At 44.6% G+C, this 16,733-nt stretch carries 13 protein-coding genes; 11 read left to right on the top strand and 2 right to left on the bottom strand.

Features of this window, described 5'->3' with window-relative positions:
- Positions 1–77 precede the first annotated feature (77 nt).
- Positions 78–509, bottom strand: coding sequence for a DUF2147 domain-containing protein (locus tag CDH51_RS14450; RefSeq protein WP_100629202.1), 432 nt, complete (start codon positions 507–509; stop codon positions 78–80).
- A gap of 858 nt (positions 510–1,367) precedes the next feature.
- On the opposite strand from CDH51_RS14450, the gene tnpA reads away from it, so the two are divergent.
- The 7 genes from tnpA (at position 1,368) to CDH51_RS14410 (ending at position 9,357) form a co-directional block, all read left to right on the top strand.
- The gene (gene tnpA, locus CDH51_RS14445; protein ID WP_100629201.1) at positions 1,368–1,814 is read left to right on the top strand and encodes an IS200/IS605 family transposase; all 447 of its coding nucleotides are present in this window, start codon (positions 1,368–1,370) and stop codon (positions 1,812–1,814) included.
- Between the two features lie 241 nt (positions 1,815–2,055).
- On the top strand, positions 2,056–2,553 hold the full coding sequence (locus CDH51_RS14440; protein ID WP_100629200.1) for a DUF1648 domain-containing protein: 498 nt from the start codon (positions 2,056–2,058) through the stop codon (positions 2,551–2,553).
- Between the two features lie 4 nt (positions 2,554–2,557).
- Positions 2,558–3,847, top strand: coding sequence for a M20/M25/M40 family metallo-hydrolase (locus tag CDH51_RS14435; protein WP_100629199.1), 1,290 nt, complete (start codon positions 2,558–2,560; stop codon positions 3,845–3,847).
- Between the two features lie 103 nt (positions 3,848–3,950).
- The gene (locus tag CDH51_RS14430; RefSeq protein WP_100629198.1) at positions 3,951–5,810 is read left to right on the top strand and encodes an alpha-amylase family protein; all 1,860 of its coding nucleotides are present in this window, start codon (positions 3,951–3,953) and stop codon (positions 5,808–5,810) included.
- A gap of 15 nt (positions 5,811–5,825) precedes the next feature.
- Positions 5,826–6,626 carry a glycoside hydrolase family 25 protein gene (locus CDH51_RS14425; protein ID WP_100629197.1) on the top strand — a complete coding sequence of 267 codons (801 nt, stop codon included), beginning with the start codon at positions 5,826–5,828 and terminating at the stop codon, positions 6,624–6,626.
- Between the two features lie 74 nt (positions 6,627–6,700).
- A complete protein-coding gene (locus CDH51_RS14420) occupies positions 6,701–8,203 on the top strand; it encodes a sulfatase family protein (RefSeq protein ID WP_100629196.1) in 1,503 nt (500 codons plus the stop codon).
- Positions 8,204–8,574: 371 nt separating this feature from the next.
- Complete coding sequence (locus tag CDH51_RS14410; RefSeq protein WP_100629194.1) at positions 8,575–9,357, top strand: hypothetical protein; 783 nt, start codon at positions 8,575–8,577, stop codon at positions 9,355–9,357.
- Between the two features lie 71 nt (positions 9,358–9,428).
- On the opposite strand, the gene CDH51_RS14405 is transcribed toward CDH51_RS14410, so the two are convergent.
- Entirely contained in the window at positions 9,429–11,072 is a 1,644-nt protein-coding gene (locus tag CDH51_RS14405) for a sulfatase family protein (protein ID WP_100629193.1), read from the bottom strand.
- 103 nt (positions 11,073–11,175) lie between these two features.
- On the opposite strand from CDH51_RS14405, the gene CDH51_RS14400 reads away from it, so the two are divergent.
- From CDH51_RS14400 to CDH51_RS14385, 4 genes are all read left to right on the top strand, one after another.
- Positions 11,176–12,105, top strand: a complete 930-nt coding sequence (locus CDH51_RS14400) for a nucleoside hydrolase (protein WP_100629192.1) — start codon at positions 11,176–11,178, stop codon at positions 12,103–12,105.
- 67 nt (positions 12,106–12,172) lie between these two features.
- Positions 12,173–13,687: a Gfo/Idh/MocA family protein gene (locus CDH51_RS14395; RefSeq protein WP_100629191.1), complete on the top strand. Its 1,515-nt coding sequence runs from the start codon at positions 12,173–12,175 to the stop codon at positions 13,685–13,687.
- 69 nt (positions 13,688–13,756) lie between these two features.
- Positions 13,757–14,704 carry a sugar phosphate isomerase/epimerase family protein gene (locus tag CDH51_RS14390; RefSeq protein ID WP_100629190.1) on the top strand — a complete coding sequence of 316 codons (948 nt, stop codon included), beginning with the start codon at positions 13,757–13,759 and terminating at the stop codon, positions 14,702–14,704.
- Between the two features lie 94 nt (positions 14,705–14,798).
- The gene (locus tag CDH51_RS14385; protein WP_100629189.1) at positions 14,799–16,601 is read left to right on the top strand and encodes a serine hydrolase; all 1,803 of its coding nucleotides are present in this window, start codon (positions 14,799–14,801) and stop codon (positions 16,599–16,601) included.
- Positions 16,602–16,733: the final 132 nt, after the last annotated feature.

The raw sequence follows: 16,733 nt of genomic DNA, 5'->3' as shown, positions 1-16,733 counted from the left end.
GTCTGTTGAAGGCCTAATATTAGCCAATTTTTCAATGGAATACTCAGTCAATTTCTGACCAAAGGAAAGAATAGCTTCTACTTTTCCCTGGTCCATTCCACCGTACGCCCAAATAAAGAAACGCCGATATACCCTCGAACCTCCAAAATATCCTTGTCCTTCAAGGTCATCACGCAGGAATAGGTTTTCCCATTTTTAGGATCGTAAATGGTTCCATTTTCCCAAGAACCATCTTCAAAAGTAAATCCCTCCAAAATCTCTAAGCCCAAAATGGGTTTATCCTGTAGCGATTCATCCGGGTTGTTTTCATCGGTTTTAGGCTTGCCGTTATCAGTTGGCTCTTTTAGCCAAATGATTTTCCCGAAGTACTCCCCTCCTTCTTTGTAAATTTCAATCCGTCCGTCTTTCTCGGTATTGTTCCAAACTCCCAAAATAGCATCAGCTTCTTGAGCCTGAACTGTCAGGACGGTAAATAGAAAAAAAGCGAAGCTCGCGGAAAGGGTTTTCATATAGATTGAATTTGGTGATTATGTTGAATAACGAAGTCCTATTAACTTGGTTTGCGTCGAAAATAGCTAAAATTTAAATTTGAAATTAGAAAGGAATTGACTTTTGATTCATGTCAAATCTTGATGAGGTCTGCTGAATAGGCCTAAGGCAAGACAGGTCGCCCCTTCAGGGCTCCAATCCCTAGAATTCCTATTGTTACCCCAAATTGAATTTGGGGCTTACACAAAATGCGCCTTCAGCGCTATTGGTGTTTAAACCGGAATATAGGAAAAGAAAAGTGCCATACGCACGCCCTGTTTTAGTTCTTTCAAACCGAATACAGGAGGTTTTTTTAGAGATATTCCAGATTGAATAAAATGAGAAGTATGTCTGGGATTGATTTATTACAGGTTGCCCCTTCAGGGCTCCAATCCCTAAAATTCCTATTGATACCCCAAATTGAATTTGGGGCTTACACAAAATGCGCCTTCAGCGCTATTGGTGTTTAAACCGGAATATAGGAAAAGTGCCATACGCACGCCCTGTTTTAGTTCTTTCAAACCGAATACAGGAGGTCTTTTAGAGATATTCCAGATTGAATAAAATGAGAGGTATGGCTGGGATTGATTTATTACAGGTCGGCCCTTCAGGGCTCCAATCCCTAGAATTCCTATTGTTACCCCAAATTGAATTTGGGGCTTACACAAAATGCGCCTTCAGCGCTATTGGTGTTTAAACCGGAATATAGGAAAAGTGCCATACGCACGCCCTGTAAAAGCCCAGAATTCAATTCTGGGTATTAGGGTTAATTGTTTATTTTAAGAGTGCCAAAGGCACGATCTGTAACCCATTTTTCCCAACATAATATTTTTGATACCATGCCACAGTCCTTAGCCAAAATTTACCTCCACATTATTTTTTCCACCAAAAATCGAATCCCGATGATCACAGAAGAAATCCGGCCCAACGCCCAAGCCTATTTTGTTAAGCTTGGATCTAATCTCGGAAGCTACACAGAAGAGATTTTTATAATGCCGGATCACATTCACTGGCTTTGCACCCTACCCAGGACAATCACAATAGCAGATTTAGTGAAAAATGTAAAAATCTCCAGCTCGATCAAATTCAAGGAATTAATCCGTCGAGATTTCGAATGGCAAAAGGGGTATGGAGTGTTTTCGGTTTCTCAATCCAAACTGGAAACCGTCAAAAATTATATCCAAAATCAGAAGGATCATCATCGAAATATTGATTTCCAAACAGAGTATCGAAGGTTTCTAGATGAATATCAGATTGAATATGATGAGAGGTATGTTTGGGATTAAATCAATACAGATCGCCCCTTCAGGGCTCTAGGGAATAAACTCTCAATTTGATACCCCAAATTGAATTTGGGGCTATTACGGAACGCACCTTTGGTGCTATTGGTAATTCAACCGGATTACAGAAAAGTGCCGACAGCCTGTCCGATGGTCAGGCAGGCACGCCCTGTATTTAACTTCACTTCAACTGCCCTGTTTATAAATCCCCCTTGCCACCACCCAAATTTTCGCCTATTTTTCGCCTATGAAAAAAAGCAGGTTTCATCCTTTTGATCTGACACTTGATATTCTAGGTATATTTGCAATCCTAGCCCTCTTTGCTATTCCTGCTATTTTTTATGAAAGGCTTCCAGACAGTCTACCAAGACATTTTGGATCGGATGGTCTCCCTGATGCCTATTCAGGAAAGGCTGTGATTTGGGTTTTTCCAGTCTTCGGCTTCTTTTTCTACTTAATTATGAGATTTATCAGTACTCTTCCCGAATTAATCAATCTGCCATTCAAAGTTAATCCAAGTGAAAGCGAATCTCAGAAAAAGAAATATGGAAGAATGATTCGTATACTGAATGTAGCTGTCATTTTCACCTTCCTTTTTTTAACCTTCAATACAATTGAAATCGGTTTGGGAAATCAAACTAAAATCCCTGCAGGCTTCAAGTCAATCACTTTATTTTTGCTTTTGGGAATCCCCGCAATATTCCTTATTCCTGATTGGTTGAAATCACGAAAATTTAAATCCTAAATAGATGAAAAAAATCACCCTGATCCTCATTCTGGCCTTTGGACCACTATTCTCCTTTGCGCAGCAAAAACTCAATAAAGACGAGCAAAAACTGATCGAACTGATCGACAAAAACTACCAAGAGACCGTCACTCTCCTTGAAGAAGTCATCAACATCAATTCGGGTTCGCTGAATAAGGAAGGAGTGCGGGAAGTAGGTCGGGTTTTCGCCCGGGAATTTGAAAAGATCGGCTTCCAAACAGAATGGGTGGAAGTACCCGCTGAGGTGAATCGTGCCGGGCATTTTGTGGCTACCCGAAATGGAAACAAAGGCAAAAAACTCTTTCTAATCGGACATATCGATACGGTTTTTGAAAAGGACATGCCCTTTACCCCTTTCACTTGGCTTAACGACAGCACCGCCACGGGACAAGGCGCCAATGACATGAAAGGCGGTGATGTGTTGGTTTTTGCCAGCCTGAAAGCCCTACATGAACTGGGAATGCTGGATGACCGAACTGTCACAGTTTACTTTATGGGTGACGAGGAGAGTTCGGGGGACAATGAGCTTTCCCGACGGTACTTTATCGAGCGATCCAAATCACACGATATCGCTCTAGGCTATGAGACGGCACAGGGATTCAATACAGTGACGGTTGCACGAAGAGGTTCCAGTGGCTGGACTTTAAAAACCTCCGGTCGGCAGAGTCATTCCAGCGGGGTATTTCGTGAAAGTGTGGGCTATGGCGCCATCTATGAAGCTGCCCGAATTTTGACAGAGTTTCGAGAAGAGCTAGCCGGTGAGCAGTACCTCACCTTCAACCCGGGACAAATTATTGGCGGTTCGGATATTTCCTATGACGAGATCACCGGAAAAGGAGAAGCCTTGGGAAAAACCAATATTGTGGCAAGAGAAGCATACGTGACTGGAGATTTGCGCTTTTTGGGAGAAGAACAAAAAGAACGAACCCGTGCTAAAATGCAAGAAATCGTGGATCGAAATCTTAATCAAACGGATGCAGAAATCACCTTTCGGGACGGGATTCCATCCATGAGTCCTCGGGAAGAAAACTACGAATTGGCAGCAATCCTAAATCAGGTGAGTTTGGATATGGGGCTAGGCGAAGTGCAGCCTGGCGATCCAGGAAGTCGGGGTGCGGCAGATATTGCCTATGTAGCGGATATCCTACCCGGCTTGGACGGTTTGGGTGCTTCCGGACGTGGGGCCCATGCTCCCGGCGAGACGATCAATATGAAGCAATTCCCTGATTTGATCAAAAGAAATACAATTTTACTGTATCGATTGACCCGATAAGCTGATGAAATCGACACGATTAAAATAATTATTGCATACACTGGACAATGATTATTTTAATCGTCAAAGATTCCATGTGACCTTTAAAAAAAAATTTAACCACATGAAGAAATTTTTAATCCCGGCAGTTTTGGTAGCGGGAGCCCTTTCCTGCCAAGCTCCAAAATCCCAAGAATCCGAACCTATGAAACCCCAGAAAATAGTCGTTTATCAGGTCTTTACCCGCCTTTTTGGCAATACGAACACCACCAACAAACCTTGGGGCACCAAGGAAGAAAACGGTGTTGGGAAGTTTAATGAATTCACGGATACTGCTTTGGAAGAAATCAAAAAACTGGGCGTATCCCATATCTGGTACACCGGAGTGCCTCATCATGGCGTGATTGGAGATTTTCCGGAGATCGGCGTGAGTTCGGATGATCCGGATGTGATCAAAGGAAGGGCAGGTTCGCCCTATGCGGTACGAGATTACTATCAGGTCAATCCCGACTTGGCGGTGGATGTGACTAAGCGGATGGAAGAATTCGAAGCCTTGATCGCCCGTACGCACAAGCATGACATGAAGGTGATCATCGATATCGTACCCAATCATGTTTCCCGATTTTATGAAGGAAAAAACAACCCGGCCGGAGTTCGTGATTTTGGAGCCGATGATGATAAAACGGTCGAATACGCCAAGGATAACAACTTTTACTATATCCCGGGAGAAGCTTTTCAGGTACCTGAACCCAAAAATGGCTACCAGCCGCTGGGTGGAGAAAAGCATCCCTTAGCGGATGGAAAGTTTGATGAAAACCCTGCCAAATGGACCGGAAACGGTTCCCGATTGGCTCAGCCTGATTTCTATGATTGGTACGAGACAGTTAAAATCAATTATGGAGTAAGTCCGGATGGGAAAAAGGATTTTGACGAACTCCCTGCAGGAGCCGATTCCTTGGATTGGAAAGCGCATTATGAGTTTTGGCAGGGGAAGGAAGTGCCGGATTCCTGGAAGAAATTCAAGGACATCACTCAGTTTTGGTTGGGCAAAGGCGTGGATGGTTTCCGCTTCGATATGGCCGAAATGGTACCGGTGGAGTTTTGGTCTTATTTGAATTCTCACATCAAACATACCAACCCAGATGCTTTTTTGATGGCGGAGGTCTATCAACCTACTTTGTATCGGGATTACCTTTGGAAAGGCAAAATGGACTACCTCTACGACAAGGTAGAGCTTTACGATACGCTAAAAAATATCATGTACGGTCACGGCTCGACCGATCATTTGCCGGCAATTTTTGAATCCCAGCGGAATATAGAGCACCACATGCTGCACTTTTTGGAAAACCACGACGAGCAGCGAATTGCCAGTCCGGAGTTTGCCGGGAATCCCTGGAAGGCCATGCCTGCCATGGTGGTTTCTGCGACGGTTTCCACTTCTCCGACGATGATTTATTTTGGGCAGGAGGTTGGAGAACCCGGGGCCGAAAAGGCAGGGTTTGGGCAACCTAGCCGGACTTCCATTTTTGATTACATCGGAGTGCCTAAGCATCAGAAGTGGATGAATGGAGGAAAATTCGACGGAGGGCAACTTTCGGAAAATGAAAAAGCCCTTCGAAACTACTATTCCGAAGTCCTGAACTTTACCCGAAACAGTTCGGCGCTGATGGGAAAGTATATGGAATTGCACTCCTTCAACCGGTCCCAAAACCCTGCTTACACCGACAAGGCTTTTGCATTTGCCCGCTGGGATGAAAGTCAGAAGCTGATCGTAGTAACCAACTTTGATGAATTCCAATCGGTAAAGACCACCTTGAAACTTTCTCCGGAACTATTAAATGCATGGAAGCTGGAAAAAGGAGAGCGTGAGATTAAAGAGCTGATGTTTGGGAAGAAAAAGACTATGCTTCGGGTCACTGATGAAGGTGCCGAGATTGATCTGGACTTTGGCCCTTGGGAGTCGGCTGCTTTTGAAATCCTTTAAGACTTCATTTGATCAATGCCCCGAAAACAGAATTCCAGCTCATGGACTTGGGTTATAATTTTCATCTCCCTGACTCTGATTGGTGGAGTTTATTTTACAATTCGGTATTCCAAATGGATCAAAAGAGAATTGTCAGACTATACCGGCCCAAGTCCAAAATGGAGCGAATCTTTCAAATTCGCTAATGTCTTTGAAAACTTTCCGGACGGGATTCTCGGCATTGATATTTCAGAATATCAGGGGAAAATCAATTTTTCAAAACTTCAAATTCAACTTCAAAATCGCCCGATTGAATTTTTGATAATCCGAGCAACTATGGGATCGGATGGGTTGGATAAGAGATACAAGCAAAATTGGGAAGCAGCAAAAAACCATTCTATTCTTAAAGGGGCTTACCATTATTATCGCCCAAATGAAAACAGCACCAAACAGGCTAAAAACTTCATCCAAACAGTTCAGCTTCAATCGGGAGATTTAATCCCTGTATTGGATATTGAAAAGCACAGCACCATTCAAAGTAGGCATCGCTTGAGGCAAGGGATCAAAAACTGGCTCAATTTGGTAGAGGCACATTTTGGGGTCAAGCCGATGATTTACACCGGAGATCGGTTTTTCTGGGAAGTGCTTCATAATCAAGGCTTCGATGAATATCCAATTTGGGTGGCCAATTACAATTCAATTGATGAACCAAAAACCGGAAACTGGGTCATCTGGCAATTTTCTGAAAAAGGCAGTCTGGAAGGAATTGGGGAATATATTGATCTCAACATCCTACGAGGAGGAAGATTTCAGCTATATAAGTTAAGAATGCCTTAAACCATTTGAGATTTAACTTCATTTGGTCCACAGAAAATGGCTGAGTATCTTACTCAAGATCAAATCGCTATAAGATGAAGGCAATATTTATCTCACTCCTTTTATTCCTTTCTTCGATTTCCGTTTTTGGGCAAGATAAAAAGCCCAATATCCTCTTTCTGATCGCCGATGATTGGTCTTTTCCGCACGCGCGAGTTTATGGAGACAAAGTAGTCAGAACGCCCACTTTTGATCGATTGGCAGCTGAAGGAGCACTTTTCACCAATGCCTACACGGCTTCACCTTCCTGCTCCCCTTCCCGGGCAAGTATCCTCACCGGGCGCTATCCTCATGAAAACGAAAGCGGTGGAAACCTTTGGTCGGAATGGCCGGCACAATATCCTACCTATGTGAGTTTGTTGGAGGAAATGGGCTACTTCACTGGTTCTACGCGCAAAGGCTGGGGACCGGGAGATTTCAAAGTTTCAGGTTTGGAACACAATCCTGCCGGGAAAAGCTACTCGGATTTTACTGAATTTTTGAAAAACCGACCGAATGGAGCTCCTTTTGCCTTTTGGTTTGGGAGTTCGGACCCGCATCGGGAGTACGTGGCAAACACGGGAATTCAGGCTGGGATGAAACTAGAAGATGTGGTAGTTCCCGGCTTTTTCCCGGATAATGACTGCGTGCGAAATGATATCCTGGATTATTACTTCGAGATCGAGCGCTTTGACCGGGAATGCGGGCAGCTGATCGCAATGCTGGAGGAAATCGGAGAACTGGACAATACCATCATCGTGATGACGAGTGATAATGGGATGCCTTTTCCCCGCGCCAAAGCCAATCTCTATGACTACGGCACTCGGATGCCTTTGGCGATTCGCTGGCCCAAAAAAGTCAAGTCAGGAACGGTGGTTCATGAATTTGTAAATTTTGTAGACTTCGCTCCGAGTTTTTTAGAGGCAGCCGGAAAAAATCCTGAAAATATGAGCGGACAATCCCTTTGGGCATTTTTAGATGGAGAAAAACAAGATCGGGATCAGGTATTTCTAGAGCGGGAGCGTCATGCCAATGTCAGAAAGGGCGATCTGAGCTATCCCATGCGGGCAGTTCGAACTCATCAATACCTCTACATCTGGAATCCCATGCCGGAGCGAAATCCTGCCGGTGACCCGACAGTCCATCAGTCCGTCGGGCAATACGGGGATGTGGATCATTCCATTACCAAGTTTTTGATGATGGCCTTGGAGGGGAAAGCTCAAGCAGGACAGCCGGATTACTTCCAATTGGCCTTTGGCCCTAGGCCGGAGGAGGAACTCTACGATATAGTAAAAGACCCCTATCAACTGAATAACCTGGCAATCGATCCGAGTTTTGCAAGCGTCAAGGAAGAAATGAGAAAGGAACTCTTGGATTGGATGGAGAAAACGGGCGACCCTAGATTTGAAAACCCCAAATCCACCTATTGGGATGAACTGCGCTACACTCCCGACTATCAGATGAAGGATATTGACTGGCAAAAACAAATCGAAGAATACCGAATTCGGCCTCCTTTTGGTGAGGTGAAGGAGATGGGGTGTTTACTAAGTTGGGAGTGAAATAGAATTTATACTCTTTTGTGATTTTCTTGAAGAAAGCTTTCCCGTAATTTAAAATCACTTTTTAAGAAACAAATGACCTAAATTATTGTGGCGACTAATTTAGCTTTCCTATTGTTTGTGGCATTTGCTTTTAATATTTTTAACTAAGTGCTTTTGAAATGAAAAAACTTGTATTGATCCTATCCATATTCCTTAATTGGAATTTTGGTTTTTCTCAAGCAGTATGCTTTTCCGATCAAAGTAACAGTTTCTGGAAAATAAACGAATCATTGTATGGGTCTAAAAGACTTTCTGATTGCCATATGGGTGCTAAATACAAATGGAAAATGATTCATCAAGAACGATTAATCCTATCAAAATAGCTCCTCATGAAAAATTTAATACTGCTGGTTTTATTCTTTGGCTTTACGCTTCAATCTTCCTTTTCTCAAGTAAATCCACCCCGGAGATTCTCATTATCTATTAGTGCAGGTCCATCCTTTCCAGTGGGTGTATTCGGAGGAAAAAATATGGAAAATGCTGCCGTTTATTTTCCAGATTCTAGTGTACCCAATCTTGCGAGTATTTCCAAGGCTAGCAATGGATTTGCAAAAGTTGGCTACTCTATTCACGGAACCCTTAATTATCATTTAGCCGGTAACTTTTATGTATTTCTTAGATCAGGTGTAACAAACAATCCGATCTCTGTTATCGAAATGGAAGATTTCGTCAATGATCTTTACGGATTGGATTTTCGCTTTTTTCATGAAAATAACAACATGCTATCAATCACTCCTGGGTTAGGATATTTCTTGAAACAAGGAAGTTGGGAATATCGAACGGGAATATTTCTAGGCTACGGACAGATCAACTACCCTTATTACGAGATGGTTAGGGTAGTGGGTAATGAAACTCTAACATGGGCACATGCCGGCTCTAAACCCAGTTTATCCTCTATTACCGCGGGAGGAAATCTGCAAGTATCCAGGGCTATTGGAAAATTTCAATTAGGCTTGGAAGTCAGTTATCAACGGGCAGATTTTGACTACTCTATATTTCCCCGTACAAGTCCAGGAGGTAGTCAATCTGTAACGTACGAGGATACAATTAAGGTCCGAACCTTGAATTTTGGACTTTTCTTATTATATCCTTTGATAGGGCATGACAAATAGTCCTTATGAAGATGTTTCACTGAAAAAAGAACTAATTACTTTTCAGTAGTTCATGTTTTGTCTATTTTTTTTCAATCCCTATTACCCAATTTCATGGAAACCTCCACAGCCTCAAAGCCTATTCGATGGCTATTCACATATAATGAATCTCCTGCCACTGCTTCAAAAGGTCCGGTGTAGATCTTCCATGAATCGCTGCTGGACTTTCTCCAGCCGATTAAAGTAGAAGAAGTTGGGCAACTTAAAGTGGCTTTGCCCTCGGAAAAACTCACCTCAGCTGGAGAAGTTACGGGAGGATTTTCGCCTCCATTCCACATGGCTTTCACCATTTCCATTTCATTCAGGGCACCTTTGTCTCCGTACTCAGCGACCCAGTCCTTATGGGCTTTGCGCAGCTCTTCTAATTTATCGGCATACTCCGGATTCCCTACAAGGTTGTTAAACTCCCAAGGATCATTTTGGGTGTCGTAGAGTTCCTCCTCAGGCTTGCTTTGAGCAAACCAACGGGCTTGATTTTCATTCAATTGTCCTTTTTCGTTCAAGTCCAAAAGGTGACCCATCAAGGGATTTTGAAGCCTGTATTGGATATTTTGGTAATTCGGCTTTTCGGGCATGTAGTTTCTGATGTATTTAAAACGCCCATCTGAAACCGCCCTCACCCGATCGTATTCTGAGTCCATTCGATCCCGGGCGGCATAGACATAGTTTCTAGGCTCCGACTTTTGCTCTCCGAGAAAAGCCTGTCCCTGCATACTTTCCGGAATTGGAATTCCAGCAAGTGAAAGTAGCGTTGGCCCGAAATCCACAAAACTGACCAGTTCATCCGTCTTTGTCCCCCCTTCCAGCCAAGGAGCTTTGACCAACAAAGGCACTTTCAAACCTCGATCATACAATTCCCGCTTGAAATAAGGCATCCCATCCCCATGGTCGGAGTAAAAGAAAATGATGGTATTGTCATATAGCCCGTCCTCTTTCAGTTGGGCAATCACCTCCCCGACCTGGGCATCCATCCTCATCACATTGGTGATAAATCGGGCAATAGTCCTTCGGGTAAGTGAATCATCCGGATAAACTGGAGGCACAGTCACGTCTTTGGGGTCTACCCAGAGGCTGTCTTTCCCTTCCCGAGCCCAAACCTGGGATTCATGGGTGGTAGTAAAATTGAAAATCGAAAAGAAAGGTTGGTCGGGATCATTTCTATTTCTCCAATGGGCATTTCTACTGCTTTCATCCCACATAAAAACCGGACTCTCAAACTGGTAGTCTTCCTTTACATTATTACTCACATAGTAGCCCGCCATTCTCAAATGAATGGGGTATGGAATCATCCCCTCTGGCAAGACCACATTGTAACTTTTAAAACCAGGGGGATAAGCATCCAAGGCATTTGCTGACATGCCCGTGGTACGCATGTGATGGGCTCCGATGGAAGTCTGATAGGCTCCCGTGATCAAAGCCGCCCGACTTGGAGCACAAACGCCCGCAGTTGAAAAGGCATTTTGGTATTGCAGGGATTCGGCTGCCAAGGCATTCAAGTTCGGAGTTTTACCACCTGTGCCCCCGTAAGTTTCCAAATGCACAGGAGACATATCCTCCACGACGATCCAGACGATATTGGGTCGCTCAGGATAGGTGATTTGTTCGGATTGGGGAGTTTTTTCCTGGCAGGAGAAAAGAAAAAAGCCAAGGAGATGGAATAGAGCAAGCTTTTGCATGGCGGAATGATTTATGCGCTTAAGATAAGCTTTTCTGGAAATTAGCTAGCCTACCCTTTTTCAGACAATCTTTTTATCTTGGAAGCTAAACCTAAAGAAACTTATGAACAGACCCTTTTTCCTACTTATTTACTGTTTTTGTCTATTTCAAAGCATTTCATTCGCCCAGCAGAAAGTATGGTTGGATTCCGACACAGGTAATGAAATGGACGACCTCTATGCCATTGCCTATTTGGTAAAAGTGCCGGGAATCGACCTGATCGGGCTGAGTTCGGCTCACTTCAATAATGCTGACCTGAATGTCTTCGAAAAGTGGAATGCCTACGAAACCGCGACGCTCAAGCCAGTCGAAGAAAGTCAGCGCCTCAATGAGGAGATTCTTGCTGCCATGGGTCGAATGGACATCCCGCATCCCTTGGGTGCGGATCGGCAGATCGGAAGGGCATGGGGACAGCAGGACCCAAGAGATTCTCCGGCAGCTCAGGCCATTATCGCCGAAGCCCGGAAGATGAAAGGAGAAGAAAAGCTCCATGTCCTGACACTTGGTGCCATGACCAATGTGGCAACAGCTTTGATTTTGGCACCCGATATCAAAGATAAAATCCGACTTTTTTCCTTGGGTTCCTGGTATACTCCTGAATCTCGGGCTTGGAACAAAAGTGAATTCAATATCCGCTGTGACCTAAATGCCTTTGATTACTTGCTTAATCTTGAAGGACTGGACTTCACCATCATGACCACGACGACTTCCTTTGCTTTGAAGTTTGATCGGGATGAGACCTATGCGAGACTGGATGAAAACGTGGCAATCGAGAAGATTTTAGCAGATCGCTGGCGAGTACACAACCCACAGGACAAAACCCGGGTGATGTGGGATTTAGCATTGGTGATGGCTTACATTCATCCTGAGTGGGCGACGGTTTCTTCTGTCATGACTCCTCCGGAAAACACCCCGAGAGTGGTACAGGTCTATACCGAGATCGATGCGGATAAGATGCGGGAAGAGTTTTGGAGCTTACTTAAAGAGAGTTGAAACAATTTGATTCCCCTTTTTCACCGCAATTCCCTAAATTCCATTTCCAACCCAAAAAACCTTGATCATGTCTAAATCAGACCACCTCAACCGCCGGGATTTTCTGGCTTCAGCGGCTACTTTTGCCGCATCATTTACCATCGTTCCTTCTTCAGTAATCGCCGGACTGGGCAAAATCCCTCCCTCAGACCAGCTGACTGTGGCCAATATCGGTTGCGGAACGCAGGGACTACGGGAAATGGGAAGCCTTTTGCAAAATCCCAAAGTGCGGGTGGTTGCGGTATGTGATGTGAATAAATTCTCCACGGATTACATTGATTGGTCTCCTTATGGAATCCGAAATGACATCCGAAGAACCATCGGAGACGATACCTGGTGGGAAGGAAAGCCCGGAATCCCGGGTGGGCGGGATATTGGACAGGAATATGTGGAAAAATACTACGCTCAAAACCAAGCTTCCGGCCAATACAAAGGCTGTGCGAGCTATGAGGACTATCGGGAGCTTTTTGCAAAAGAGAAGGGAATCGACGCAGTCAAAATCATGACGCCCGACCATACCCATGCGCCGATTGCCTTGGCAGCCATGAATCAAAATATGCACGTGGTGACACACAAACCGATCGCCAATCGGCTTTTGGAAGGAAGAAAGGTCATTCAAAAAGCCAAAGATTCAGGATTGGTGACGCACCTATTAGCTTGGTCCGACCGGCCCGAGTACCGGCAGATCAAGGAATGGATGGATGCCGGGCTGATCGGGGAATTGCAGGAAATCCACAATTGGTCTTATCGGCCCGTTTGGCAGCAGTGGACCAAGAGGCCTGCTGAAAGTCAACCTATCCCCGAAGGATTGAATTGGGATCTTTGGCTGGGACCGGTACCTGATATGCCCTATCACAAAAACTACACGCATAATGTCTTTCGGGGCTGGTATGAATTCGGGGGTGGATCGGTTGCTGATATGGGTCATTACAGCTTGTTTCCGCTTTTTGAAACTTTGGGCATCGATCGAAGTCCTGTTTCCGCTCGGGCTTTTGGCACGACTACTCGGGAAGAAGTCAATCAGGTTTACCAATGGGTGAAAAATGACGTGGCGTTCCCAGCTAGCTGTACGATCAAATGGAATTTTCCGGCCCAAGCTTCCCTTCCTGCTTTTGACCTGTTTTGGTATGATGGCGGAATGAAGCCTTTTGCTCCGGAAGAACTGGAAATGGATGGTAAGGACACGCCAGATGAAGGTTTGATGATCGTGGGTACCAAGGGAAAAATACTCGGAGGTTTCCGTGGAGAAAATCCCGTTCTTTTACCAGAATCAAAAATGATGACAGGTCGTGATTCCGAGCGGATCAATTCCCGTGAAGTGGACCGCAAAACTGACTCTTGGGTTGATGCCATGCTGGAAAAGCGACAAACACCAGGTAGTTTTACCCGTGCTCAATGCATTACCGATACGATCAATCTTGGAGCTATTGCCCTGAGAGCTGGCAAAAAAGTAGATTTCGATTCCAACCTCGTCAAAATCACCAATGATGAAGAAGCAAATCAGATGCTGACAAGGGAGTATCGAAGCGGATGGGAAATCTAAATCCCTGATAATTAGAAATAAAACCGTATCTTATTCTTTTAAATTTTTCAAAACCAAACAATATTCCCTATGCAAAACCGAAGAACCTTCCTCAAAAACACCAGTCTGGCAGCAGCTGCCTTAGGGCTGGGAGTCCCTGAATTTGCGCTAGCCAAATCTAAAGCCGACCCGATTTTTAAAATCTCTTTGGCACAATGGTCCGTCAATCCGCTATTGTTTGGTGGGAAAATGGATAACCTGGACTTTGCTGTTGAAGCTAAAAAACATGGCTTTGATGCGGTGGAGTATGTCAACCAGTTTTTCATGGATAAGGCTCAGGATAAAGCCTATCTCCAAGAAATGAAAAACCGCTCCGATGGAGAAGGCGTCACCAACGTATTAATTATGGTGGACCGGGAAGGTCAGCTGGGTGCCGCAACCTCCGAAGAGCGAAAGCAAACCGTAGAAAACCATAAGAAATGGGTAGAAGCTGCCAAGTTTCTCGGGTGCCACTCCATCAGAGTGAATGCTTACACGGCCGTGCCGTTCAGTCAGGACCCTAAGCAAGAGCAGGAAGCCATCAACGTTTGCAGCTCCACGCTTCGAAGAATATGTGAATTTGCCAATGATTTTGATATCAATGTGATCATAGAGAATCACGGAGGCTTTTCCTCCAATGGCACTTGGCTCGCCGAACTCATCAGACAAACGGAACACCCTCGGGCTGGCACTTTGCCTGACTTTGGCAACTTTGTCATGAAGCGGGATGGAGATCAAATTCTTAGCTACGATTCCTATCGAGGAGTAGATCAATTGATGCCTCGTGCCAAAGGAGTCAGTCTCAAACCTAGGGTTTGGGATGACAATGGACGCGAATTTGGATTGGATTATACCCGAATGATGAAAATCGTCCTTGCCCATGATTATCATGGCTATGTAGGCATTGAGCATGGGGAGCGAGGCCGTGAATGGGAAACCATCGAGGAGGTTCGGGTCAATCTGGACCAGGTCAGAAGGACTTTGGAAAATGCGGGTTAAATTCTAAGAAATCACTTTACTATTTAAAATGTCCCAAATAAGTCAGTCTGTTTGGGGCATTTTTTTATTATTGTTTATCCTAAACCATTTTATTATGCCCCGACTTCTCCTCTCCCTCCTACTTCTCAGCTTTTTTGTAAGCCCTTCCTTTTCTCAGAAAAAATCGGATGTATTCAAAACTCTGGATGCCGAACTCGAAAAAGCGAGAGTGGCCCTAAAAACTCCCGGTTTTGCCATAGCTATTGTCCAAAAGGACAAAATTGTCTATGCAAAGGGATTTGGCTTCAAGGATGTGGAAAATCAGGTTCCGGTGACTGAAAACACACTTTTTGCCATTGGATCTTCTTCCAAGGCCTTTACCTCGGCCGTCTTGGGAGTGCTGCGCAAAGAGGAGAAAATCGACTTTGATGAGCGACCTGGAAAATATATCCCCGAACTTCGATTTGCCGAACCCTGGATGAATGAGCAGATCATTGTCAAAGACCTGATGGCGCATCGGACCGGTTTACCGAGACATGACTTTTCTTGGTTTATGTTTCCCTCCGAATCTAAATCCGAACTGATCAAGCGCATCGAATTTCAAGAGCCTTTCACCGGACTGCGGCAGCAGTGGTATTACAACAACTGGATGTTTTTCCTCCAAGGAGAAATCGGTGCCCGACTTACTGGCAAAAGCTGGGAGCAGAATGTAAAAGAACTCTTTTTTGACAAATTGGACATGACCCGAAGTAATTTCCGCATTCCTGACATGGAAATGGATGCAGACAAATCCTTTGGCTACTCGGTGGACTTGGATGGTAAAACCAAGCGCATGGATTATTACAACATTGCCGCCATGGGACCTGCGGGAGCGATCAATTCCAGTGTCTCAGAGATGTCCAATTGGCTCATCACCTGGATCAACGGAGGAAAATTTAAGGGCGAACAAATCATCCCTGAAGACTACGTGAAAGAGGCAATGAGTGCCCAAATGGTCGTGGCTGCAGGCACTCCTTCCAAGGAGCATCCGGATGTGCAGTTCTCGAATTATGGCTATGGCTGGTTTTTGGCCTCTTACCGAGGTCACTACCGAGTGGAGCATGGAGGAAATATCGATGGCTTTTCTGCCTCGGCTTCCTTTTTCCCTACCGACAGTTTGGGCATTATGATTCTCACGAACCAAAATGGATCACCACTCCCGGGAGTCGTTCGAAATATAGTATCCGATCGCATGCTGAATCTGGAACCTTCCGATTGGCTAGGAGAGACGGTAAAGAAATTAGAAGAAGCCAAGGAAGCTCAGGCCAAAGCAAAAGCAGCTGCAGACTCCACGGCCAAAGCCAGACTTACCAAGCCTTCCCATATCCTGATGGACTACACGGGTACCTACGAGCATCCCGGATATGGTAAAATGGAAATTGACCTGAAAAATGATACGCTTTTTGTGCAGACCGGCCTTTTGGGAGGCTTTTTGGAACACAAAGATTATGACACCTTCAATATGTATCTGATCTATCAGGGTGAACCTAATAAGGACAATGCCTTTCCGTTTCAGTTTGTCAGCAATATGACAGGCGATATATCCGGATTAAAAGCACCTTTCGAACCTGCCCTCGAACCGATCGAATTTAAGCGCACGCCTAAGGAAAATGAGCTTTCGGTAGATGACTTGAAAAAGTACGAGGGAGCCTACCTACTGATGGGCGTGCAGGAAGTGAAAATTTACATCAAAGAGGAAAAACTCTATGCCTTTGTGCCCGGTCAACCTGAATACGAACTAGTCAATATCGGCGAGCATGAATTTAACCTGAAGGTGCTGGAAGGATTTAAAGTGAAGTTTGAGGAAGAAGATGGGCAAATCATCGCAGTGAGCTTTGTTCAGCCGAATGGGACGTTTAGAGGGGAAAGGAAGAAGTAAATCAAACCTTTGAGGTCTTTTTTTGATCTCGAAGGTTTTTGTTTTGTAAAGAAATATCACTCCAAAAAAAGGAAGTCAAATCAATCAGAATCCTTCGAGGATTTAGAAAACTCAAAGGATACCCCAAACCTT

This window comes from Algoriphagus formosus (assembly GCF_002807035.1).
GTDB lineage: Bacteria > Bacteroidota > Bacteroidia > Cytophagales > Cyclobacteriaceae > Algoriphagus > Algoriphagus formosus.
Note: the sequence above shows the minus strand (reverse complement) of the source record. Positions and strands in the feature narration are given on the sequence as shown.